This window comes from Serratia proteamaculans (assembly GCF_008830365.1).
Lineage (GTDB): Bacteria > Pseudomonadota > Gammaproteobacteria > Enterobacterales > Enterobacteriaceae > Serratia > Serratia proteamaculans.
In genome coordinates this window covers 679,038-700,055 of record NZ_WBKI01000002.1, presented here as the reverse complement: position 1 = coordinate 700,055, position 21,018 = coordinate 679,038, and the positions used below count along the sequence as shown (strand labels likewise).

General features: G+C 53.3%; 17 protein-coding genes. 7 read left to right on the top strand and 10 right to left on the bottom strand.

Going from position 1 to position 21,018, the window contains the following annotated elements:
- Nucleotides 1-261: 261 nt before the first annotated feature.
- From F8R23_RS12325 to F8R23_RS12315, 3 genes are all read right to left on the bottom strand, one after another.
- The gene (locus tag F8R23_RS12325) at nt 262-2,238 is read right to left on the bottom strand and encodes an alkyl/aryl-sulfatase (protein ID WP_151415672.1); all 1,977 of its coding nucleotides are present in this window, start codon (nt 2,236-2,238) and stop codon (nt 262-264) included.
- Nucleotides 2,239-2,734: 496 nt separating this feature from the next.
- Nucleotides 2,735-4,078, bottom strand: coding sequence for an NCS2 family permease (locus tag F8R23_RS12320; protein WP_129938616.1), 1,344 nt, complete (start codon nt 4,076-4,078; stop codon nt 2,735-2,737).
- A gap of 40 nt (nt 4,079-4,118) precedes the next feature.
- Nucleotides 4,119-5,906: an adenine deaminase gene (locus F8R23_RS12315; RefSeq protein ID WP_151415671.1), complete on the bottom strand. Its 1,788-nt coding sequence runs from the start codon at nt 5,904-5,906 to the stop codon at nt 4,119-4,121.
- A 137-nt stretch (nt 5,907-6,043) separates the two neighbouring features.
- Here F8R23_RS12315 and F8R23_RS12310 point away from each other — a divergent pair, with 137 nt between their 5' ends.
- Nucleotides 6,044-6,973 (top strand): LysR family transcriptional regulator, encoded by a 930-nt coding sequence (locus tag F8R23_RS12310; protein WP_151415670.1) that lies wholly within the window; start codon nt 6,044-6,046, stop codon nt 6,971-6,973.
- 79 nt (nt 6,974-7,052) lie between these two features.
- Here F8R23_RS12310 and F8R23_RS12305 read toward each other — a convergent pair whose 3' ends face one another.
- The 3 genes from F8R23_RS12305 to F8R23_RS12295 all read right to left on the bottom strand — a co-directional run bounded on the left by F8R23_RS12305 (nt 7,053) and on the right by F8R23_RS12295 (nt 8,196).
- Nucleotides 7,053-7,256, bottom strand: coding sequence for an HHA domain-containing protein (locus F8R23_RS12305; RefSeq protein ID WP_012005558.1), 204 nt, complete (start codon nt 7,254-7,256; stop codon nt 7,053-7,055).
- A 55-nt stretch (nt 7,257-7,311) separates the two neighbouring features.
- Nucleotides 7,312-7,680, bottom strand: a complete 369-nt coding sequence (gene tomB / locus F8R23_RS12300) for an Hha toxicity modulator TomB (protein ID WP_004940312.1) — start codon at nt 7,678-7,680, stop codon at nt 7,312-7,314.
- Between the two features lie 162 nt (nt 7,681-7,842).
- Entirely contained in the window at nt 7,843-8,196 is a 354-nt protein-coding gene (locus F8R23_RS12295) for a hypothetical protein (protein ID WP_232810690.1), read from the bottom strand.
- Nucleotides 8,197-8,644: 448 nt separating this feature from the next.
- Here F8R23_RS12295 and F8R23_RS12290 point away from each other — a divergent pair, with 448 nt between their 5' ends.
- Genes F8R23_RS12290 through F8R23_RS12280 form a run of 3 tightly spaced genes read left to right on the top strand, consistent with a single transcriptional unit; the run spans nt 8,645 to nt 11,116 of the window.
- Nucleotides 8,645-9,358 carry a metal ABC transporter ATP-binding protein gene (locus F8R23_RS12290; RefSeq protein ID WP_129935935.1) on the top strand — a complete coding sequence of 238 codons (714 nt, stop codon included), beginning with the start codon at nt 8,645-8,647 and terminating at the stop codon, nt 9,356-9,358.
- On the top strand, nt 9,355-10,212 hold the full coding sequence (locus F8R23_RS12285; protein ID WP_129938614.1) for a metal ABC transporter permease: 858 nt from the start codon (nt 9,355-9,357) through the stop codon (nt 10,210-10,212). The genes F8R23_RS12290 and F8R23_RS12285 overlap by 4 nt, the downstream gene beginning before the upstream one ends.
- A 25-nt stretch (nt 10,213-10,237) precedes the next feature.
- Nucleotides 10,238-11,116, top strand: coding sequence for a metal ABC transporter substrate-binding protein (locus tag F8R23_RS12280; protein WP_151415669.1), 879 nt, complete (start codon nt 10,238-10,240; stop codon nt 11,114-11,116).
- 115 nt (nt 11,117-11,231) lie between these two features.
- Here F8R23_RS12280 and ykgO read toward each other — a convergent pair whose 3' ends face one another.
- From ykgO to sdeX, 4 genes are all read right to left on the bottom strand, one after another.
- On the bottom strand, nt 11,232-11,372 hold the full coding sequence (ykgO, locus tag F8R23_RS12275; protein WP_112347676.1) for a type B 50S ribosomal protein L36: 141 nt from the start codon (nt 11,370-11,372) through the stop codon (nt 11,232-11,234).
- 12 nt (nt 11,373-11,384) lie between these two features.
- Nucleotides 11,385-11,642, bottom strand: coding sequence for a type B 50S ribosomal protein L31 (locus tag F8R23_RS12270; RefSeq protein WP_112347675.1), 258 nt, complete (start codon nt 11,640-11,642; stop codon nt 11,385-11,387).
- Between the two features lie 326 nt (nt 11,643-11,968).
- A complete protein-coding gene (sdeY, locus tag F8R23_RS12265; protein ID WP_129935932.1) occupies nt 11,969-15,115 on the bottom strand; it encodes a multidrug efflux RND transporter permease subunit SdeY in 3,147 nt (1,048 codons plus the stop codon).
- A gap of 17 nt (nt 15,116-15,132) precedes the next feature.
- Entirely contained in the window at nt 15,133-16,320 is a 1,188-nt protein-coding gene (gene sdeX / locus F8R23_RS12260) for a multidrug efflux RND transporter periplasmic adaptor subunit SdeX (protein ID WP_129935931.1), read from the bottom strand.
- A gap of 142 nt (nt 16,321-16,462) precedes the next feature.
- Between sdeX and acrR the strand changes: the two genes are divergently transcribed.
- The 3 genes from acrR (at nt 16,463) to mscK (ending at nt 21,012) form a co-directional block, all read left to right on the top strand.
- Nucleotides 16,463-17,146: a multidrug efflux transporter transcriptional repressor AcrR gene (gene acrR / locus F8R23_RS12255; RefSeq protein ID WP_099065366.1), complete on the top strand. Its 684-nt coding sequence runs from the start codon at nt 16,463-16,465 to the stop codon at nt 17,144-17,146.
- A gap of 11 nt (nt 17,147-17,157) precedes the next feature.
- Nucleotides 17,158-17,517 carry a DsrE/DsrF/TusD sulfur relay family protein gene (locus F8R23_RS12250; RefSeq protein ID WP_390900934.1) on the top strand — a complete coding sequence of 120 codons (360 nt, stop codon included), beginning with the start codon at nt 17,158-17,160 and terminating at the stop codon, nt 17,515-17,517.
- Nucleotides 17,518-17,619: 102 nt separating this feature from the next.
- Nucleotides 17,620-21,012, top strand: coding sequence for a mechanosensitive channel MscK (mscK, locus tag F8R23_RS12245; RefSeq protein ID WP_151415668.1), 3,393 nt, complete (start codon nt 17,620-17,622; stop codon nt 21,010-21,012).
- Nucleotides 21,013-21,018 lie beyond the last annotated feature (6 nt).

The window sequence follows — 21,018 nt, the reverse complement described above, 5'->3', positions numbered from 1 at the left end:
CCACCAATTTCAGTCACTGAGCAATCTCTGCTCGTCCTCCCCCAAGACATTTGCTATCCCTCGATAAAACTAAATCCTTAAATTACCTACTGCAGGCTAAAAGCAAAGCGCAAGGGCAGCATGCCGGCGAATTTCATGATGCCAGAAAGAGACGATGGGCTGTTGGAGGGGGTTAAATGTGGCAGGGCGGCAGGGCAATATGAGAACCGTTGGTATTGGTCGGATTTACCCTGCGACGTAGAAAGCCGCAGGGTATTGGGGTTACGGAGTCACAATATTGAACCAGAATTCAAAGTTATCCATATAGCCTAACATTTCGTCCATTTTTGCAGCGTTACCCGTCACCTTCACTTCTCCCTTATCCTCCGCCTGTTTTAGCGTTTCTTCCTTGAGGATAATTTTATTCAAGGTGTCGCGGTTAAGCGTGAGAGTGGCATCGGCATCTTTAGCTTCGGCATTGGCGGTGTGGTTGAGTACTCCATTTTCCAGTTCCAGCTTATACTTGCCGCCATCGCTGCCCAGATCAATGTTAAACACGGCTTTGGCCTTGCCTGCTTTTTCTCCGTTGATATGTACAGCCAGGAAGTCAAAGAACATCTCTGGCGTCATCGCCCGCACGGTATCCGGACTGGCCGTATTCGGGGTTGGCCCTTTCACCACGCCGTTACGTAGCTCCTGAGCACCGGTGAGATAGAAGTTACGCCATGGGCCAGATTCAGCCTGATAGCCCAGTTGTTCCAGCGCATCGGCCTCAAGATTGCGTGCATCCTGATTCTTCGGATCGGCAAAGACTATTTTGCTGACGACCTGAGCAACCCAACGGTAATTGCCCTGATCAAAGTCGGTTTTGGCTTTCTTAAGGATCGCATCAGCACCGCCCATGTAATCGACAAATTTCTTCGCAGCCTCTTCCGGCGGCAGTTCATCCAGCGTGGCCGGATTACCGTCAAACCAGCCAAGATAGAGCACATAAGTTGCTTTGACATCATGACTTACAGAACCGTAATAACCTCGGTTGGCCCAGGTTTTCGCCAGGCTGTCCGGCAGTTTGAACTTCGCGGCTATTTCGTCGCGGGTCAGGCCTTCATTCGCCATTCTCAGAGTCTGGTCATTAATATAGCGGTAAAGATCGCGCTGACTCTTGAGAAGGTTAACGACGTTTTCGTTGCCCCAGGTTGGCCAGTGGTGCTGAGCCATAATGATTTCCGCTTTGTCGCCCCAGCGAACTATCGCTTCGTTGATATATTTTGACCAAGGGAGCGGCTCACGAATTTTTGCGCCACGCAGGGAATAAGTATTATGCAGCGTATGGGTCACATCTTCTGCCGCTTCGATGAGTTTCTTCTCTTCGATAAACCACAGCATTTCTGATGGTGCTTCAGAGCCTGGTGCCAGCATGAAATCATAAGTAAGGCCGTCGATGACCTCTTTTTGACCATCTTTCTCAATGATGTTGGTTGGGGCAATCAGGGTGACGGTACCTGCCGACGTGGTGGTACCCAGACCTGCACCAACCTGACCTTTGGTTTCTGGCTTCAACAGGTTGCCATACATGTAGCTGGCGCGGCGACTCATGACGTTACCCGCCATGATATTTTCTGCCACGGCTGCTTCCATAAAGCCGGCGGGCGCATAAACTTTCACTTTACCCGACTTAACATCAGCTTCATCGACCACACCTCGTACGCCACCGTAGTGGTCTACGTGGCTATGAGTGTAGATAACAGCGACAACCGGTTTTTTTCCCCGGTTTTTAAAATAGAGATCCATGCCCACTTTGGCGGTTTCGGCTGAAACCAGAGGGTCAACCACAGTCACACCCTCTTTTCCCTCAATGATGGTCATGTTGGACAGATCCAGGTTACGGATCTGGTAAACACCATCTGTGACCTCAAACAGGCCGCTGATGTTAATCAACTGCGACTGACGCCACAGGCTCGGGTTTACGGTATCCGGCGCTTTTTCGCCTTCCTTGATGAATGCATACTGCTGTGGGTTCCAAATGACATTACCTTGCTCACCTTTGATAATTTCGGTTGGCAAGGCAGCTATGAAACCTTTGTGCGCGTTGGCAAAATCGGTGTTATCTGAGAAGGGGAGCTGATCGTACAGTGCATCATTGGCTTGTTTGGTTGCGGGGGCCGCTTCTTTCGGTGCAACCTCTGCCCAGGATGGAATTGCGAAGGTAGTTAGCACTCCCGCTAACGCTAACCCTCTCATGATGGGTGTTAATTTCATTGGAATCCTCGCTGGATTTTAGATGGCGAAGTTAGGTAGCTTTTACTTCCGTTGTAACGAGTTGTAACTCAAATACTAAATGTAATAGAAGATTGGTATTGAGCAAGTTTAAATAAAAAATATTAAATCAGTGGGATCAGACTAAATGTAAAATATCCGAAGGCGATATTGTTAATATAAAAAAGCAATCCCATCCATTTTTTGGGACGGTTAAATAGTGGGATTTAGATGTCGGTGGTGCATTTATGTTTTTGTTTTTTATTTGTTTTTTATTTGTTTTTTATTTGTTTTTTAATTAAATAATAGTGGCGATATTTTCTGGGTGACATTTATGAAAAATTTTATACTTTGTGGTTTAATAATTTAAAATAGTGGAGATTAAATCATAGCAGAGGATTTGGTGAGTGGAGGTTTTATCGTGAAACATTGTGATTTGTGTTTGTTATCGAATGACTGAAGTGTTGCGCTGATATGTTATCAGCGCAACACTTGCAGATTAATGCCTTACCAAGGTGGCGAAATAGTATGCCAGTGGGATCGCCAGAAAATAGAGGCCGACCGGCACTTCACGCCATTTGCCGGCAATCACTTTGATAATGATGTAGAACAGCAGCCCGCCGGCGATGCCGGTACCGAAGCTGTTGGCGATCAGCGTGATCATGACCATCATCAGCACCGGCAGGCCGTCGGTGAAGTTGGCTAAATCAACTTTGCGCAGTCCGCTAAACATATTCAGGCCGATTAGGATCAGCGCCGGGGCAGTGGCTTCTTTCGGGATCATCAGGGCAATCGGTGTGAACAGCAGCATCAGTAGAAACATCACCGCGGCCGCCAATGCGGTTAACCCGGTTTTACCCCCGGCTTCGGCCGCCGCAGAGGATTCAATCAGCGCGGTGGCGGCAGGAATACCGACTATAGGGCCCAGCGCAGCAGCGATAGAGTCCACCATAAAGGGGCGGTTGATGTGTGGCATATTGCCGTGTTCGTCCAGTAGCCCGGCTTCACCACCCACGGCCAGCGTAGTGCCCATGGTGGAGAAAAACTCCGAGGCGAAAAAGACGAACAAATAAGGCAGAAAGGCGATATTCAGTGCACCGATCAGATCAACATGGCCGAGCACCGGGGCCAATGAATGCGGCATTGCCATCAGGCTGTCCGGCAGGTGGGTAACGCCGAACGGGATACCCACCAGAGTCGCAAACAGGATCGCCCATAAAATAGCGCCGGGAATGCGTCGGGCCTGCAGGGCAATCGCCAAAAACAAGCCGCACAGGGCGATTAACGCACCGGGTGCGGTGAAATCACCCAGCATCAATGCATTGGATTTAGCGTTGGCCAGCACCAGTCCGGCATTGCGGAAACCCAGTATTGCCACAAACAGCCCGATAGAGGCCGTCAGCCCCAGCTTGATCGATTGCGGCACCGAGCGGGTCACCACCTCGCGTAATCCCAGCCGGGTCAGAGCGAAAAACAGAATGCCGGACCAGCAGGCAATACCCAGACCAATCTGCCAACTGATGCCTTCGCTGCCCGCCAACGTGACGCCGACCAGCACCGAACCACCAATGCCCGGCCCGACGATAAACGGCAGGTTGCCGTAAAACGCCATCAGCAAGGTCCCCAGCACAAACACCAGAATGGTACCGGTAGTGACTGCGCCCTTATCCATACCGCCGACAGCCAGCAATCCGGGGATCACCACCAGCAGGTAGGCTGCCGCCAGAAAACCGGTGATACCGGCCAGACATTCGGTTTTGACATTACTTTGCCGCGCATGCAGTTGAAAACGCCGTTGCAGCCAGCTCCCTGGTGTTGGAGCAGATACTGAATTATCAGCCATATCAATTATCTCCGTCGCTATCTCATTATTATGATTATTTTTATACCGGGGTTTCCCAGCAGGCGATCAGCGGATCGACAATCTGGCGCGTTGTGCCGTCGGTCAGGCCGAGATCGGTCAGGTGCGGCCCGGCGTTACACGCCAGACAGGTGCCTTCAATGGCCTTGAAAACCCGGTAGGGCGGTTCCCAGTCGGCGATTCGTGCGCTCAGATCGCGCAGGTTTTTAAACTGTCGTGCCAGTTCGGCGGCGGGCAGGTCGGAAAGCATACCGGCTATTGGCATTGCCACCTGCGCCAGAATGGCCCCGTTTTGGCTTAAAGCCATACCTCCGCCACTGGCAATCAGGGCGTTGGCGGCCAGCGCCATGTCGGCGGCATCCCGGCCTAACACCACCAGGTTGTGCGAGTCATGTGAGTAGCTGGTAGCAATAGCGCCACGGAGTTCACCCCAACCTTCCAGCAGCGCCAGTTGTGGTGTGGCCTGGTGACGGCCATGACGGTGTTGCACCCAGATCAGGCTGAAGCCTGGCGGGATCTGCACTTCGCCATTACGCACCTCGACCGTAGTCTCGTTCCACTGGGTAAAGCGTGCGCCCTTAATGTGGCGCAGAATGGCTTTGCCGTGGCGGATAGCCGGCACCTTCAATACGAAATCCCCGGCGACCAGGGGTTGCAACTGCAGGGTATCGCGCGGTGCCATCACGTTCGGGTTAGCGCTGAGCGGTGCCAGCATTTTGCCTTGTTGTGCTACCAGTTTCCCGGCGACGTAGACCTGCTGCGCATTAAGTTGAGTCAGCGAATCAAACACCACCAGATCGGCGATGCGGCCTGCGGCAATCAGCCCAAGATCGTTGCGTTGCAAGCGGATGGCGGCATTGAGCGTGGCCATACGCAGCACGTCAGTCGCCGGTAACCCCTGTTCGATCAGCATATTGAGTAACGCCACAATCCCGCCTTTTTCCAGCAGCATGTCTGGGGGGACATCGTCGGTGCAGACGGTGATTTGTGATGACAGGTGCGGCAACGTTTTCAGTGCTGCGACGATTTCCGGCAGCAGGTAAGGGTGGGAGCCTCTGATCTCCAGCGTCAGACCGGCGCGTAATTTCTCCAGCGCATCGGCTCCGGAGGTCAGCTCATGGTCAGAGGTGACTCCCGCCGCCAGATAAGCCTGCAGATCGGCACCGCTCAAACCGCGTGCGTGGCCTTCGATCAACTTGCCGCTGTTCAGCCCGGCATTGAGGATCTCCAACATGCGTTCGCTGCCGTTCAACACGCCGTGCATGTCCATCACTTCGGCAACGCCGCCGACTTCCGGCCAGGCCAGCATGGTTTCCATTTCCTGACCGGCAAAATCGGCACCGGACATTTCCAGTCCTGGCGTGGAGGGGACGCTTGAGGGCGCGGCACAGATCACTCTGAGTGGCAAGCCACGGCTGGCGTCTACCGCATAGCGCACGCCGGCTACGCCGAGTACATTGGCCAGTTCGTGCGGATCCCAGAAAATGGTGGTGGTGCCTTGAGCGACGACGATCTCGGCGTAGCGTTCCGGTGGCAGGTGTGAACTTTCAACATGTACGTGGGTGTCGATCAGTCCGGGGCTCAGATAGGCACCGGCCAGGTCCTGCGTCTGCAGGGCTTCGTTTAGTGCACCACAGGGATGAACGCTGGCGATCAGTGCGCCAACGATGCCGACATCGGCGCTCCGGACTTCACCGGTTGCCATGTCAATCAACGCGGCGTTAGTCAGCAGCAAATCAAAAGGAAGTTGGCCCAATGCGGCCTTCACCGCACGCTGGCGTTCGTCCGTGCTGATGCAATGAGTGGTCATGGTAATTACCCGGCATGATGACAGGGTTGTTACTCTAGGGGCCCCGGCAGGCTTTGCACAGATGATTTAATTTATCGCCTGATAAGAAACGTTTATGCTGTCGCAAACGTTTACTTTTTAGCGGACGGAAAGCTGATATGTCTGAACCCTGGCGCCGATTGCCGGCGCTTTCTCTTAAGCAGATCCAATATTTCGTCACTCTGGCGCAGCTTCGGCATTTTACCGACACCGCGAACCGTCTGGCGATCAGTCAACCCGCGTTGAGTAGCGCATTGCGGCAGATCGAGTCAGTGCTGGGCGGCAAACTGGTGAACCGTACCGCCTCTGCGGTGACGCTGACGGAGCAAGGCGCCGCTATCTTGCCGCATGCTGAACGACTGCTGAATGTGGCACAGGCGGCTTTTGACGATATGCAACGTATTATGCTGGCGGGCGGAGACGGTACTTTGCGTATCGGGCTGGTGCCTTCGGTCAGCGGGCTGTTATTTCCAGCCGTGCCGCAATTGCTGGCGGCGAATTTCCCGCGCCTGCGCATAGAATTTCACGATCAAACCAATGACTCGTTGTTATTACAATTAGAGAACGGCCTGATTGATTTTGGCATTGGTGCGCTCGACAGTTCGGTACCGGGGTCACTGGAGATATATCCGCTGCAAGAGGACCCGTTCGTGGTAGTGATGCGCCGTGACGATCCGATGGCTGAATCTCACCATCTGCCATGGCGACAATTAACCCGAAGAGATATCGCGGTTTTTTCCAAGGGGAATATCAGTCGGTTGGTATTGGCGTTGGCGGAAAGTCATCGTCTGAATTTAACCGCACGCTACCAGGTTGATTTTCTGGAGACGTTATATGGTTTGGTGCGTTCGAAATTAGCGGTGGCTATTTTACCGCAACTTTATACTACCCATTTGAATGATGATGAATTAACCGTGGTTCAACTGCAGCAACCCATGCTTAGCCGCACCGTGGCGTTAATGCGCAGCGCGCATCGGAACCATCCGGCGTTAATTGAAGACTGTTTCCAATTGCTATTACAGGATTTTCAGCAGCGAATGAAAGTGTAGTACGTCAATGAGATAAATACTGGGGAGGATAAACATTGAGGCCGACGATTGTATCGGCTCAACGCAGTTTTAGTCGGAATTATCTTACGAATTTCCAAACGGCCGTTGGGATTTTATCGTACAGCTTATTCATGGTGAGCTCGGCAAGGCGGTGGTCGGCTGCAGAGTAAAACAGCTCCAGCTCATCATCTGAAAGCTCGTACTTGTTTTTTTCAATAACGCGTTCCAGTGTCTCAATTGTGGTGCATTTACGTAAACGCATCAGATAATCAATTTTAGTCATGATAGCCTTTGGTGTTATAAACCGTAGAATGGAATAAATTGGGGATAATTATCCCCTAAGTTTTCATTGTCGTACAGATGTCCTCTCCTGAGAACATTCTGAATAATCGCGCCTTGGTCTTTTGCCAGCGACGCAGATCGGAATCATTGATACCGTAACTGCTGAACAGCGTGTAGGTATCATCGAGATACTCTTCGACCAGTTCCGATAAATCACTTTCGTCCATGTATTTAATTTTATAACTCATTACAAACGAAGCAATATGTTCTATCAACTCATTAAGCTGGAGGTTGACGGAAGACGTCGGATCGTTCACCCAGCCGTGGTGGCTGTCGCCCAGCGTGGCAATACCTTCATCATACAGGTTTTCACACAAGAATTTCAGCTGAGCAATATCGTGCCTTTTAGGCGAATACTCATCCATATCATCCCCTCCGTAAGTCTTAATTTCGGTGTTGATAACACTCTGTGAGTAAGCTGATTTACATCATGGCCAGAGGTAGCTTAATGATGATGATAAAATAAACTTTCTGTATAATGAATATAAATCATTTCTCCGCATCTGGCCTGCTGTTATTACGTAAACTTACAATTCATCTGCGGTAGATGGACGGGAGTTATCAATGATGTCAAAGATGAGCCCCGCTTCGCCCAGGCTAAATGTGACACTATCGCTGATGTATTCCTCGGCGCTGATATCCAGGCAGGCATTGAAAATTGTCCATTTATAGCGGTAACTCATTGAATAATGGCCGTTGTTCATTTCTTGAATATCAAGTATTTCTAATGAACCTTCAGCATAACGCGCGCTTTCAGAATAAAAACTCAGGCCACTGGTCAATGCCGGTGCCAACTCTGATATTTTTTCGTTAATCACTTTCTTTAGTTTTTTAACAGAAAGTGCTTCCGTCATTGTGTCGCAGCGAAGAGTTACTTGCATTTAATGTCTGACCGTATCGCGATCCTATCTATTAATCTTACTCCTTTTTTATCAATTCGTCGGTAAACTTTTCGTTTGTTACCGGCTTTTTTACCCTATCTCAACGTTGTTTACTGATTAATAACCCTGATATTTCTCAGTCTATCTCCAACGGGGTAGTGCCAGCGTTCTGAAGCCGGGGAATAGTCAGTGAAGCATGACGTGCATTGTTACGTTCAGTTGCATTAATCGTTGGGGCAGAGTCTTGAGTCATTGAAGGGTTTGTGATGTTATATTGTAACACTTAAATTTCCTTTCGCTTGGCCATGAAACTGACACCGACACCTCAAGATGACGCTGTACCGTCATTAAACTCATTGTTCACCGCCTCTGCAGGGTTGCGCTGCGGTATCGCCGTGATGCTACTGGTCCTACTCTGGCTGGGTATTCGCTGGGCGGTAGCACTGCCATGATCACTCTGCAGCAGGCCATCGTGGGCTACGGCGGGGAGTCCCTTTTTCCCCCACTCAACGGTCACTTTGCCGCGGGTTCTCTGACTGCGGTGGTCGGCGTGAATGGTGCGGGCAAGTCCACGTTGTTGAAAGCTTTGGCCGGACTTTTACCGCTGCAAAGTGGCAAGCTGTCTTTCAGCGGTAATAAACCGCCCCGAATAGCTTATTTACCGCAGCAGGCCGAGTTGGATCGCCAGTTCCCGATCGTGGTGAGCGATCTGGTGGCCATGGGCAGTTGGCTGCAGATGGGGATGTTCGGTGGACTGAGCAAGCGCACAACGCAGCAGATTGCCGAGGCGCTGGCTGCCGTCGGTATGACCTCAATGGCCCACAGTCCGGTCGGTGAGCTTTCCGGCGGCCAGCTGCAGCGGGTGCTGTTTGCCCGCCTGCTGGTCCAGCAGGCACCGCTGATTTTATTGGATGAACCCTTTACCGGCATCGACAGCGCGACCACCCAGTTATTGTTGCAAGTGATCGCTCAGTTGCATAAACAGGGGAAGACGGTGATTGCTGTGCTCCATGACATGTCGATGGTAGAGAGGCATTTTCCGCAGGCATTGTTATTGACGCCGCAGTGCTGCCACTGGGGAGCCGCCGATCGGGTGCTGGACCACATTCCCGCGTTGAATATTGCCAACCCGCCGCTGTGCCGTAGGGTGGTGGCGCAATGATGCTGCTTGAGCCCCTCATCGATCCCTTTGCCTCTTTCGGTTTCATGCGCCGTGCGCTGGTTGCCTGTTTTGCACTGTCGCTCAGTGCTGCGCCGCTGGGGGTTTTTCTGTTGTTACGCCGCATGAGTCTGGTGGGTGATGCGCTGTCCCATGCGGTGCTGCCTGGTGCCGCGATAGGCTATTTGATCTCCGGCATGTCGATGGTGGCAATGGGCGTCGGCGGTTTTATCGCCGGGCTGGCGGTAGCGATGTTATCCGGGCTGGTCAGCCGTCGAACGCCGCTGAAAGAAGACGCCAGTTTCGCCGGTTTTTATCTGGGATCGCTGGCGCTGGGGGTGACCCTGGTTTCGCTGCGCGGTTCCAGCGTTGATTTGCTGCATGTGCTGTTCGGCTCGATTCTGGCGGTGGATACACACGCTATTGTGATGGTGGGGGCGATAACCAGCTTTTCCCTCCTGGCGTTGGCCGCACTGTACCGTGCCCTGGTGATTGAATCTTTCGATGCCACCTTTTTACGCGTCAGCGCACCGCGCTGGCTGGCGGTAATACATGGGTTGTTTCTGGCGTTGGTGGTGATCAATCTGGTCGCTGGTTTCCAGATCCTCGGCACATTGATGTCGGTCGGGCTGATGATGCTTCCCGCCGCCAGCGCGCGCTTTTGGGCGCGTAATCTGCCGCAAACGCTGGCGGTGGCTATGGGTATCGGCATGCTTTCAAGCCTTATCGGGCTGGAGTGGTCGTACTACGCCTCGTTGCCCGCTGGCCCGGCAATTGTGCTCAGCGCCAGCGTGATCTTCTTTGTATCAATTTTGTTTGGGACGCGTGGGGGGATTTATTCCCTGGCGCGCCGTTAAGAAGTGTTATATGCAAGGAGAAAGTATGAAACGTTTACCTATATCGCTGGCAGTCGCTGCTCTGCTGTCCAGCCCATTGGCCATGGCCAAGACCGTGGATGCCGTCGCCAGTTTTTCCATCCTCGGTGATATCGTCAAGCAGGTGGGGGGAGAACATGTCAATGTCTCTACGCTGGTAGGGCCGGACGGTGACCCGCACAGCTTCGAGCCTTCACCGAAAGACAGTAAGTTGCTGTCGCAGGCTGATGTGGTGTTCGTTAGCGGCCTGGGGCTGGAAGGATGGATCGATCGCCTGGTCAGTGCGTCGGGTTACAAAGGGCCGGTTATTACCGCTTCGCAAGGGGTTAACTCGCGTCAGATGAACGAAGACGGCAAAGAGGTCACCGATCCTCATGCCTGGAACAGCATGAAGAATGGCGTGCAGTACGCCACCAACGTGATGAACGCGCTGATTGCCGCCGACCCTGAGGATGCCAACTATTTCCGTCAGCGCGGCGCGGAATATATCCAGCAGCTGCAGAAGTTGGATCTGTGGGCCAAAACGCAGTTTGCCGCAGTGCCGCAACAAAAACGCAAGGTGCTGACCAGTCACGATGCTTTTGGCTACTTTGGTCAAGAATATGGCGTCACCTTCCTTGCCCCGGTCGGCTTCTCTACCGAGGCCGAGGCGAGTGCCAGCGACGTGGCCGGGCTGATCAAACAGATCAAGCAGGAAAAGGTTAATGCCTACTTTATTGAGAACCAAACCGATCCGCGCCTGGTGAAGCAAATTGCCGCCGCCACCGGTGCCAAGGCAGGGGGGGAACTGTATCCGGAAGCCTTATCCAAAGCTAATGGTCCAGCAGCCACTTACGTGCAGGCATTTAAGCACAATGTCGATACTCTACTCGGCAGTATGAAATAACGGATTCGCCCTGTCTGTCAGGCAGGGCATTTTTGGTGTTTCAGCTTTCTCCATAAAAAAAGCCCCGTTGAGCAGCAACGGGGCTTTGCGACAGACAGATGGCACTTCTCTTTACTTAACGCTTTTTCTTACGTCCCTGTACCGCTTTGAAGCGTGGGTTAGTTTTACAGATCACATAGATGCGGCCTTTACGGCGCACAACCTTGCAATCCGGATGGCGTTTCTTCGCCGAACGCAATGAACTCAAAACCTGCATGTAGATCCCCTGTTACTTATTGCCAGTAAAGAAGCGACCAAAACGCTGCTGGAAGCGTGCCGTGCTGCCTTCTTTAGAGAACTCTTTCTGCTTGCCGGTGTAATACGGATGCGAAGCGGAAGAGATGTCGAGCGTGACATACGGCCAGTTCTCACCTTCAAGCTCAATGGTGCGATCGGTCTTAATGGTCGATCCCACTTTAAAGTAGGTATCGGCACTCAGATCGTGGAACACCACGGTACGGTAGTCAGGATGGATGCCTGCTTTCATGATGCACTCCAATGTAATGTTATACTATAACAATAATTATGCGCCGCACGGCAGGGCGGATCAAGTACAAAATGCATCTGCAGAGGAATTAATGAGAGTGGTTTGTATTAAGCCGCTGAAGCCAAAGAAAAAGGCCGCATAAGCGGCCTAAGATTACTGACGAAGTTACTTGGGGTTAAAGCAACGACTTGATAGCTACCAGAACCAAAGGATGCTGTCTCTGGTTTAGCCCAAACATCCGAAAACCACGTTTTTCGGGTGTTTGTCGATAAGTTAAAGGCCGCATAAGCGGCCTTTTTATTCAGGGAGAAGCAGTCACTGAGTTATCAGTGATGATCAACCGGATGGCTGTGTTCTACATCGTCAGACTTCTTACTGAAGCGGCGGCGAACCACCACAAAGAAGACCGGAACAAAGAAGATGGCCAATACGGTCGCGGTAATCATCCCGCCCATAACGCCGGTACCTACCGCGTTCTGTGCGCCGGAGCCTGCACCGCTGCTGATAACCAGCGGCAGAACCCCGAGGATGAATGCCAGAGAAGTCATCAGAATTGGACGCAGACGCATACGCACCGCTTCCAACGTGGCTTCGATCAGACCCTTGCCTTCTTTATCCATCAGGTCCTTGGCGAATTCCACAATCAATATGGCGTTCTTCGCCGACAGGCCGATGGTGGTCAACAGCCCCACCTGGAAGTAAACGTCGTTGTTAAGGCCGCGCATGGTGGCAGCCAATAACGCACCGATAACCCCCAATGGCAGAACCAGCATGACCGAGAACGGAATTGACCAGCTCTCGTACAATGCTGCCAGACACAGGAACACCACCAGAATCGAGATGGCATACAGTGCTGGAGCCTGGTTACCGGACAGACGTTCCTGATAGGACATACCGGTCCAGTCGTAACCAATGCCGCTCGGCAGCTTGGAGGCCAGTTCTTCCATCAGGTTCATGGCTTCACCGGTACTCTTGCCCGGCGTTGCCTGGCCCAGAATTTCCATGGAAGGCAGACCGTTATAACGTTCCAGACGTGGTGAACCGTATTCCCATTTCGCCGAGGAGAAGGCGGAGAACGGTACCATCTGGCCGCTGGTGCCGCGGACAAACCATTTATTGATATCTTCCGGCAACATACGGAACGGCGCATCAGCCTGCACGTACACTTTCTTCACACGACCACGGTCGATGAAGTCGTTAACGTAAGAGCCACCCAACGCGGTGCTCAGCGTGCTGTTAATGGTGGTGATGCTAACACCCAGCGCCTTGGCTTTTTCCTGGTCGATAATCAGCTTGAACTGCGGCGTATCTTCCAGACCGTTAGGGCGCATGCCCACCAGCATGTCCGGATGCTTGGCAGCCATGCCCAGCAGTTGGTTACGTGCTTCGGTCAGTTTTTCATGCCCCAGGCCACCCTGGTCAATCAGCTGGAAGTCAAAACCGGTCGCGGTACCCAGTTCGATAATCGCCGGCAGGTTGAACGGGAATACCAGGCCATCTTTGATTTGCGAGAACGCACCCATTGCGCGGCCTGCAATCGCCGGGACCTTATTCTCTTCACCTTTACGTTCAGACCAGTCTTTCAGGCTGACGAATGACAGACCGTTGTTCTGACCATTACCGTTAAAGCCGAAGCCCGCAACGGTAAACACCGAAACCACGTTGTCTTTTTCTTTGGTCATGAAGTAGTCGGTGACTTCTTCCAGAACCTTAGAGGTACGAGCTTCGGTAGCACCCGCAGGCAACTGCACCATGGTCAGCAAAATGCCCTGGTCTTCGTCCGGCAGGAACGAGGAAGGCAAGCGCAGGAACAGCAGCGCCATGCCGACAACGATCAGCAGGTAGATCACCAGATAACGACCGGTGCTGCGCAGGATGTTGGCTACGCTGTCGGTGTAGTGATGGGTGCTCTTTTCGAACATGCGGTTAAACCAACCGAAGAAGCCGGTTTTAACCCCGTGGTCGCCTTTCGCTACGGGTTTCAATAAGGTGGCGCACAGCGCCGGCGTCAGAATCAATGCAACCAGTACCGACAGCGCCATCGCAGAAACGATGGTGATGGAGAACTGACGATAGATGGCCCCGGTCGAGCCGCCGAAGAACGCCATAGGGACGAATACCGCCGACAGCACCATGGCAATACCGACCAGCGCACCCTGGATCTGTTCCATCGATTTCTTGGTGGCTTCTTTCGGCGGCAGTCCCTCTTCGGACATGACACGCTCGACGTTCTCTACCACCACGATGGCATCATCCACCAACAAGCCTATCGCCAACACCATGCCGAACATCGTCAGGGTGTTTATCGAGAAGCCGAAGGCCGCCAGAATGGCAAAGGTCCCCAGTAACACTACCGGCACCGCAATGGTTGGGATCAACGTTGCGCGGAAGTTCTGCAGGAACAAATACATCACCAGGAATACCAGGATGATGGCTTCGATCAGCGTTTTCACCACTTCGTTAATCGAAATTTTAACGAACGGAGTAGTGTCGTACGGATAAACCACTTTCATCCCTTGCGGGAAGAAAGGCTGCATCTTGGTCAGCGCGTCTTTCACACCTTGTGCGGTGTTCAGGGCGTTGGCACCGGTAGCCAGTTTGATACCCAGGCCTGCCGCCGGTTTACCGTTATAACGTGCGGTTACCGCATAGGTTTCCGCACCGCGCTCAATGTGCGCCACATCGCTCAGGCGAACCTGAGAACCGTCGGCATTGACCTTCAGCAGAATTTTACCGAACTCTTCAGGCGAGGTCAGACGGGTCTGCGCGATGATCGAGGCGTTAAGCTGTTGGCCCGGTACCGGTGGCATCCCACCCAGTTGCCCGGCGGCGATCTGGTTGTTCTGCTCGGAGATGGCGGACGTCACATCGGTAGTGGTCAGCTGGAAGTTATTCAGCTTGTTAGGATCCAACCAGACACGCATCGCATACTGGGCACCAAACAGTTGCACCTCACCCACGCCGGATGAACGACTAATTGGGTCCTTGATGTTAGAGGCCACATAGTCCGCGATATCGTCCTGAGTCATGCTCGGATCATCGGAAATGAAGCCGGCCACCATCAGGAAGCTGCTACTGGATTTTTCAACGCTCAACCCTTGCTGCTGCACTTCTTGCGGCAGTAAAGGCGTAGCCAATGACAGTTTATTCTGAACCTGAACCTGAGCGATGTCAGGATCGGTGCCGGAATCAAACGTCAATGTAATGGTGACGCTACCAGAGGAGTCACTGGTGGAGGACATGTACATCAGATTATCGATACCGTTCATGTTCTGTTCGATAATCTGCGTGACGGTATCCTGCACCGTTTTAGCATCTGCGCCCGGATAGTTTGCGGAAATACTTACCGCCGGTGGTGCAATAGTTGGATACTGCGCAATCGGCAGTTTCATTATTGACAACACACCCGCCAACATGACGATGATGGCGATTACCCAGGCGAAAATAGGGCGATCTATAAAGAACTTAGCCATGTCTTACCGGCTCCTTTTTATGACTTCTGCGCATCAGACTGCGGCTGCTTTTGCGCCTGAGTGTCAACTTCCTGCACTTTTACCTGAGCGCCTGGGTGGGCTTTCATCAGGCCGGTGACAATCACGCGATCGCCGGCTTTCAAGCCGTCGGTTACCAGCCATTTGTCGCCAATAGCCAGATCCGCTTTCAGCGTGCGCAATTCGACCTTGTCGTCAGCACCCACCACCAACGCGGTAGCTTCGCCACGCGGGTTACGTGTCACACCCTGTTGCGGCACCAGCAATGCATCGCTACGCACGCCTTCGTCCAGACGGGCGCGAACGAACATGCCCGGCAGCAGCGTATCGTTCGGGTTCGGGAACACGGCACGAATGGTGATGGAACCGGTGGTTTCATCAACGGTGACGTCAGAGAACTCCAGCGTACCTTCCTGAGCGTATTGCGAACCGTTTTCCAGCAGCAATGTCACCTTGGCCTTGCCGTTTTCCTGTTTCAGCGCACCGCTGGCCAGTTCTTGTTTCAGGCGCAGGAAATCGTTGCTTGACTGAGTCACGTCGACGTACATCGGATCCAGTTGCTGCACGGTGGACAGGGCAGTGGTCTGGCCGTTGGTAACCAGCGCACCTTCAGTCACGGCAGATTTGCCGATGCGACCGGAGATCGGTGAAGTCACTTTGGTGTAAGCCAGGTTGATACGCGCGGTTTCCACTGCGGCTTTAGAGGCCACTACTGCGGCCTCTGCCTGTTGCAGCGTGGAGACAGCAGTATCGTAATCCTGTTTACTGATGTAACTGGTACCCAGCAATGGTTTGTAGCGGTTTACCGTGACGCGCGCGATCGAGGCACTTGCCTGGGATTTGGCCAGGTCGCCTTTGGCGCTGTCATAGCTTGCCTGATAGGTAGCAGGATCGATCTGATACAGGGAAGACCCTGCCTTGATATCACTGCCTTCAACAAAGTTGCGTTTCAGGATAATACCGCTGACCTGAGGGCGAACTTCGGCGATACGATACGCAGCTGTACGGCCAGGAAGATCGGTAGTCATATTGAGAGGCTCGGCCTTCAACGTCACTACACCCACTTCGGGAGCCGGTGGTTGGGCGCCTTGCTGTTGGGTTTCTTTATCGTTACATCCTGTAAGCATTAAGCTGCCTGAAAGCATCAGAACTGCCGCCAGAGGCGTTAACCCTCTGTTTTTGTTCATAGAAAAACCTCAAGTGTCCGATTTCAAAATGATCAATGGATCACAAGCTTTAAAACCCATTGCTGCGTTAATTATATGTGCGTGCTATGGTACATACATACGCGAATGTATGTAAATCACACTCCCCCGAAAAAACAACGCCATGGCACGAAAAACCAAACAGCAGGCGCTAGAAACTCGACAGCACATACTTGATGCTGCGGTGCAAGAATTTTCTGAACGTGGCGTTTCTGCAACCTCACTGACAGATATAGCCACGGCTGCCGGAGTTACGCGTGGTGCAATTTATTGGCACTTCAAGAACAAGGTAGACCTGTTTAACGAAGTTTGGGAATTATCAGAGTCAAAAATTGGCGATCTCGAACTAGAGTATCAGGCAAAGTACCCCGAGAATCCACTGCGTATTTTACGAGAAATTCTGATTTACATTCTGACGGCTACGGTCGATGACAGCCGTCGGCGAGCCCTGATGGAAATCGTTTTTCACAAGTGCGAATTCGTTGGTGAGATGATGCCGCTGCATGAGGCGCGTAAAGTCTTGTACCTGGCAGGTTACGAACGTATTGAGTCGGTACTGCGCGACTGTATAGCCCATGGCCAATTGCCCGCTGATTTACATACCCGTCGCTCGGCAATCATTATGCATGCCTATATTACCGGCCTGATGGAAAACTGGCTGTTTATGCCGGAGAGCTTTGATCTGAAAGCCGAAGCGCCGGTGTTGATCGATTCTTTCCTCGAAATGGCCCAATTCAGTCCCACGTTGCGGCTCAGGCCAGAAGAGCTGGCGGCGCAGCCGCGCAGTGTCGAAAGTCATCCTTTATAAGGAGAAATACCATGTCATTGTCCTCCGTTGTGTTGATTGCCAATGGCGCCGCCTATGGTCACGAATCCCTGTTTAACGCCTTGCGTCTGGCGATTACCCTGAAAGAGCAGCAAAGCGATCTCGACCTGAAACTGTTTCTGATGTCCGACGCGGTCGTCGCCGGTCTAGCCGGACAACAGCCGCGAGAGGGTTACCATTTGCAGCAGATGCTGGAAATTCTCACTGCGCAACAGGTGCCGGTAAAACTGTGCAAGACCTGTGCCGACGCGCGTGGCATCAGTCAACTGCCGCTGGCGGATGGGGTGGAGATTGGCACCCTGGTAGAGTTGGCGCAGTGGACGCTGGCGGCCGGGAAAGTGCTGACGTTCTGATCCCACGGCTTCTCTGTACATCACCAGCAACGCTTTTCTTATTCTGTGGCTATCTGCGATCGTGATAATCTTGACGCTTCTTTATTGATTCGAAGCCAAATCATGCATCGCAGGTTAGCTAAACGTTCTTTTCTGGCGTTACCCTCGTTCTTCGGTGTGGGCCTCTCCCGCGCCCTTGCCCTGTTTTTACTGATCGCGGTTTGCGCGGTCTGCCAACCTGCGGCCTATGCGTCCCTGAATGGCGATCTGCCGTCACGCAGCGAAATCCAAAGCCAGCTTGAAGCGCTGAACAAGCAAAAGACGCTAACGCCGGTCAATAAACTCACCCAACAAGATTTAACCCGCACGCTTGAGCTGCTGGATGCCATCGAACGCACCAAACAGGACGGCGCTCAGCTTAAGCAGCAGTTGCAGTTGGCTCCGGGGAAACTGCGTCAGGTCACCGCCGATCTGGATGCGCTGAAGACGCCGGTCGACAGCGCAGCCGCCAGGGCCGAACTGCTGCCGCTTTCCCTGCGTCAGTTGGAAACCCGGCTTTATCAGACACTCGACGACCTGCAAACCGCACAGGAAAACCTGTCGACTTATAACAGCCAACTGGTTTCGCTGCAGACCCAGCCGGAGCGGGTACAGAGCAGCATGTATACCGCTTCGCAGCGTCTGCAGGAGATCCGCAACCAGATCAACGATCAGACACCGGGCCAAAACTCACTGCGCGACAGCCAGTTAGTGATGTTGGCGACCGAACAGACGCTGCTCAATGCGCAAATTGATCTGCAGCGCAAGAGCCTGGAGGCCAACACCACTTTGCAGGATCTGCTGCAAAAGCAGCGTGATTACACCACCGGGCACATTGATGCGCTGGACCACAACGTGCAGTTGCTACAAGAGGTGGTCAACAGCAAGCGCCTGACGCTGTCGGAAAAAACCGCCAAAGAGGCACAGAACCCGGAAGACGCCACGGATATCCAGCACGATCAGTTGGTCAGTAAAGAACTGGACATTAACCGCCAGCTCAGCCAGCGGCTGATTGCCGCCACCGAAGAGAGCAACGTGTTGTTCCAGCAGAATATTCGGGTGAAGAACTGGCTCGATCGCGGCCTGCAGGCGGAGCGCAATTTGAAAGAACAAATCCAGGTGCTGAAAGGCAGTCTGGTGCTGTCGCGCATTTTGTACCAGCAACAGCAAAGCCTGCCGCAGGGCACGTTGGTGGCGGACATGGGCACGCGCATCGCCGATCTGCGTCTGGAACAGTTTGATATCAATCAACAGCGCGACGACCTGTTCAAAGGTGACGACTACATCAATAAGCTGGTTGCCGACAGTAAAGAAAAAGCCAGCACGGACGTGCTTGACGCTTTGAGCGAAATCGTCGATATGCGACGTGAACTGCTGGATCAGTTAAACAAACAGCTGAGTAATCAGTTGGCACAGTCGATCAGTCTACAGATCAACCAACAGCAGCTGACCAGCGTTAACAGCTCGCTACGGGATACGCTGACTCAGCAGATTTTCTGGGTCAACAGCAACAAGCCGGTTGATCTGGCGTGGCTGAAAGCCTTGCCGGGCGCGCTCAGGGATCAGATTGCCACTCTCGACTTCAAATTAGACATCGGCAAAATGGTGCAGGGCGGGCTGAATTCACTGGTCATTCTGATCCCGTTGCTGCTGTTGCTCGGCCTGCTGCGCTGGCGCTACAAGTTGATCGACAGCCATTTGCAGAAACTGGCTAACGATGTTGGGCAGTTAAAGCGTGATGGCCAACTGCACACGCCAAAGGCCATCATACTGACCTTGCTGAAGGTATTGCCAGGCTCAGCGTTGCTACTGGGTGCCGGTTTCTGGTGCTATCGTGCCGAAATTGGCCTCAGTGATTTTATTTGGGCGCTGTCGCAACAATTGGCGCTGTTTTGGCTGATTTTCGGTTTCACCTATCGCACCCTGGCGGTGGGGGGCGTTTGCGAGCGGCACTTCAATTTCACTCCTGAGCTTTGTGCACACTACCGCCGGCAGACGGTGCGTCTGGGCTTGGCGCTGTTGCCGTTGATCTTCTGGTCGGTATTGGGCGAGAAAGCGCCGCTGCGGCTGGTGGAGGATGTCATCGGTCAGGTGGTGGTGATGCTGACGTTGGCGCTGCTGGCTGTACTGGTGTTCCCGATGTGCCGTGACAGCTGGCGTGAGAAAGGCTCGCACGCAGTGCGATTGGTGATTGTTACCGCGATTGCCGCCACACCGCTGATCCTGCTGGGGCTGATGTTTGCCGGTTACTTCTACACCACGCTGCGGCTGGCCGGTCGCTGGATCGACAGCCTGTATCTGTTCTTCCTCTGGAACATTGTTTATCTGACGGCTATTCGCGGCCTGAGCGTGGCGGCGCGGCGTTTGGCCTATCGTCGTGCGCTGGCCCGTCGCCAAAGTCTGGCGAAAGAAAAAGAGGGGGCCGATGGGCTGGAACCGATCGAAGAGCCGCCTTTGGCGCTTGACCAGATCAACCAGCAGTCGCTGCGTCTGACCACCATGGCCCTGTTTATTATCTTTGCCAGCGCCTTCTATGCCATTTGGTCCGATCTGGTGACGGTGATTTCGTATCTGGACAGCATCACGCTGTGGCATTACACCAGCACCGTCGCCGGCAGCAGCGTGGCGCAGGCGGTGACGTTGGGCAACATGATGGTGGCGATTGCTGCGGTTATTGTCGCCTACGTCATGACGCGCAACCTGCCGGGCTTACTGGAGGTGGTTGTGCTGTCGCGGTTGCAGTTGCGGCAGGGCACCTCTTACGCCATCACCACCATACTGACCTATCTGATCACCACCGTGGGTGCAGTGACCGCGCTCGGATCACTAGGCGTATCCTGGGATAAGCTGCAATGGCTGGCCGCCGGTTTGACCGTGGGGCTGGGCTTCGGCCTGCAGGAGATTTTCGCCAACTTTGTCTCCGGCCTGATTATCCTGTTTGAACGGCCGATCCGCATCGGTGATACCATTACTATTGGCAGTTTCTCCGGCTCGGTCAGTAAAATTCGTATTCGCGCCACCACCATCACCGACTTTGACCGCAAAGAGGTGATCATCCCGAACAAGGCGTTTGTCACCGAGCGGCTGATTAACTGGTCGCTGTCAGACACCATCACCCGCGTATTGATCAAGGTTGGCGTGGCCTACGGCTCCGATCTGGACAAGGTGAAAGCGGTGTTGCTGCAGGCGGCGCGTGATAATCCGCGGGTGATGACCGATCCTGAACCGCAGGTGTTCTTCCTGAATTTCGGCGCCAGCACGCTGGATCACGAACTGCGCCTGTACGTGCGTGAGTTGCGTGACCGTAGCTATACCGTTGACGAACTGAACCGCTCGATCGAACGCCTGTGCCGCGAGAACGATATCAATATTGCCTTCAACCAGCTTGAGGTGTACTTGCACAATCAGCAGGGCAACGAGGTGCAGGAGGTGAAACGGACGTTATCACCGGATGAAGGCGGCATGTCGGCAGGCTAATGGGAT

What these genes read in the sequence shown, in the direction of transcription:
- F8R23_RS12325 (WP_151415672.1), bottom strand. Translation starts at nt 2,238, where the DNA reads ATGAAATTAACACCCATCATGAGAGGGTTAGCGTTAGCGGGAGTGCTA.
- F8R23_RS12320 (WP_129938616.1), bottom strand. Translation starts at nt 4,078, where the DNA reads ATGGCTGATAATTCAGTATCTGCTCCAACACCAGGGAGCTGGCTGCAA.
- F8R23_RS12315 (WP_151415671.1), bottom strand. Translation starts at nt 5,906, where the DNA reads ATGACCACTCATTGCATCAGCACGGACGAACGCCAGCGTGCGGTGAAG.
- F8R23_RS12310 (WP_151415670.1), top strand. Translation starts at nt 6,044, where the DNA reads ATGTCTGAACCCTGGCGCCGATTGCCGGCGCTTTCTCTTAAGCAGATC.
- F8R23_RS12305 (WP_012005558.1), bottom strand. Translation starts at nt 7,256, where the DNA reads ATGACTAAAATTGATTATCTGATGCGTTTACGTAAATGCACCACAATT.
- tomB (WP_004940312.1), bottom strand. Translation starts at nt 7,680, where the DNA reads ATGGATGAGTATTCGCCTAAAAGGCACGATATTGCTCAGCTGAAATTC.
- F8R23_RS12295 (WP_232810690.1), bottom strand. Translation starts at nt 8,196, where the DNA reads ATGCAAGTAACTCTTCGCTGCGACACAATGACGGAAGCACTTTCTGTT.
- F8R23_RS12290 (WP_129935935.1), top strand. Translation starts at nt 8,645, where the DNA reads ATGATCACTCTGCAGCAGGCCATCGTGGGCTACGGCGGGGAGTCCCTT.
- F8R23_RS12285 (WP_129938614.1), top strand. Translation starts at nt 9,355, where the DNA reads ATGATGCTGCTTGAGCCCCTCATCGATCCCTTTGCCTCTTTCGGTTTC.
- F8R23_RS12280 (WP_151415669.1), top strand. Translation starts at nt 10,238, where the DNA reads ATGAAACGTTTACCTATATCGCTGGCAGTCGCTGCTCTGCTGTCCAGC.
- ykgO (WP_112347676.1), bottom strand. Translation starts at nt 11,372, where the DNA reads ATGCAGGTTTTGAGTTCATTGCGTTCGGCGAAGAAACGCCATCCGGAT.
- F8R23_RS12270 (WP_112347675.1), bottom strand. Translation starts at nt 11,642, where the DNA reads ATGAAAGCAGGCATCCATCCTGACTACCGTACCGTGGTGTTCCACGAT.
- sdeY (WP_129935932.1), bottom strand. Translation starts at nt 15,115, where the DNA reads ATGGCTAAGTTCTTTATAGATCGCCCTATTTTCGCCTGGGTAATCGCC.
- sdeX (WP_129935931.1), bottom strand. Translation starts at nt 16,320, where the DNA reads ATGAACAAAAACAGAGGGTTAACGCCTCTGGCGGCAGTTCTGATGCTT.
- acrR (WP_099065366.1), top strand. Translation starts at nt 16,463, where the DNA reads ATGGCACGAAAAACCAAACAGCAGGCGCTAGAAACTCGACAGCACATA.
- F8R23_RS12250 (WP_390900934.1), top strand. Translation starts at nt 17,158, where the DNA reads ATGTCATTGTCCTCCGTTGTGTTGATTGCCAATGGCGCCGCCTATGGT.
- mscK (WP_151415668.1), top strand. Translation starts at nt 17,620, where the DNA reads ATGCATCGCAGGTTAGCTAAACGTTCTTTTCTGGCGTTACCCTCGTTC.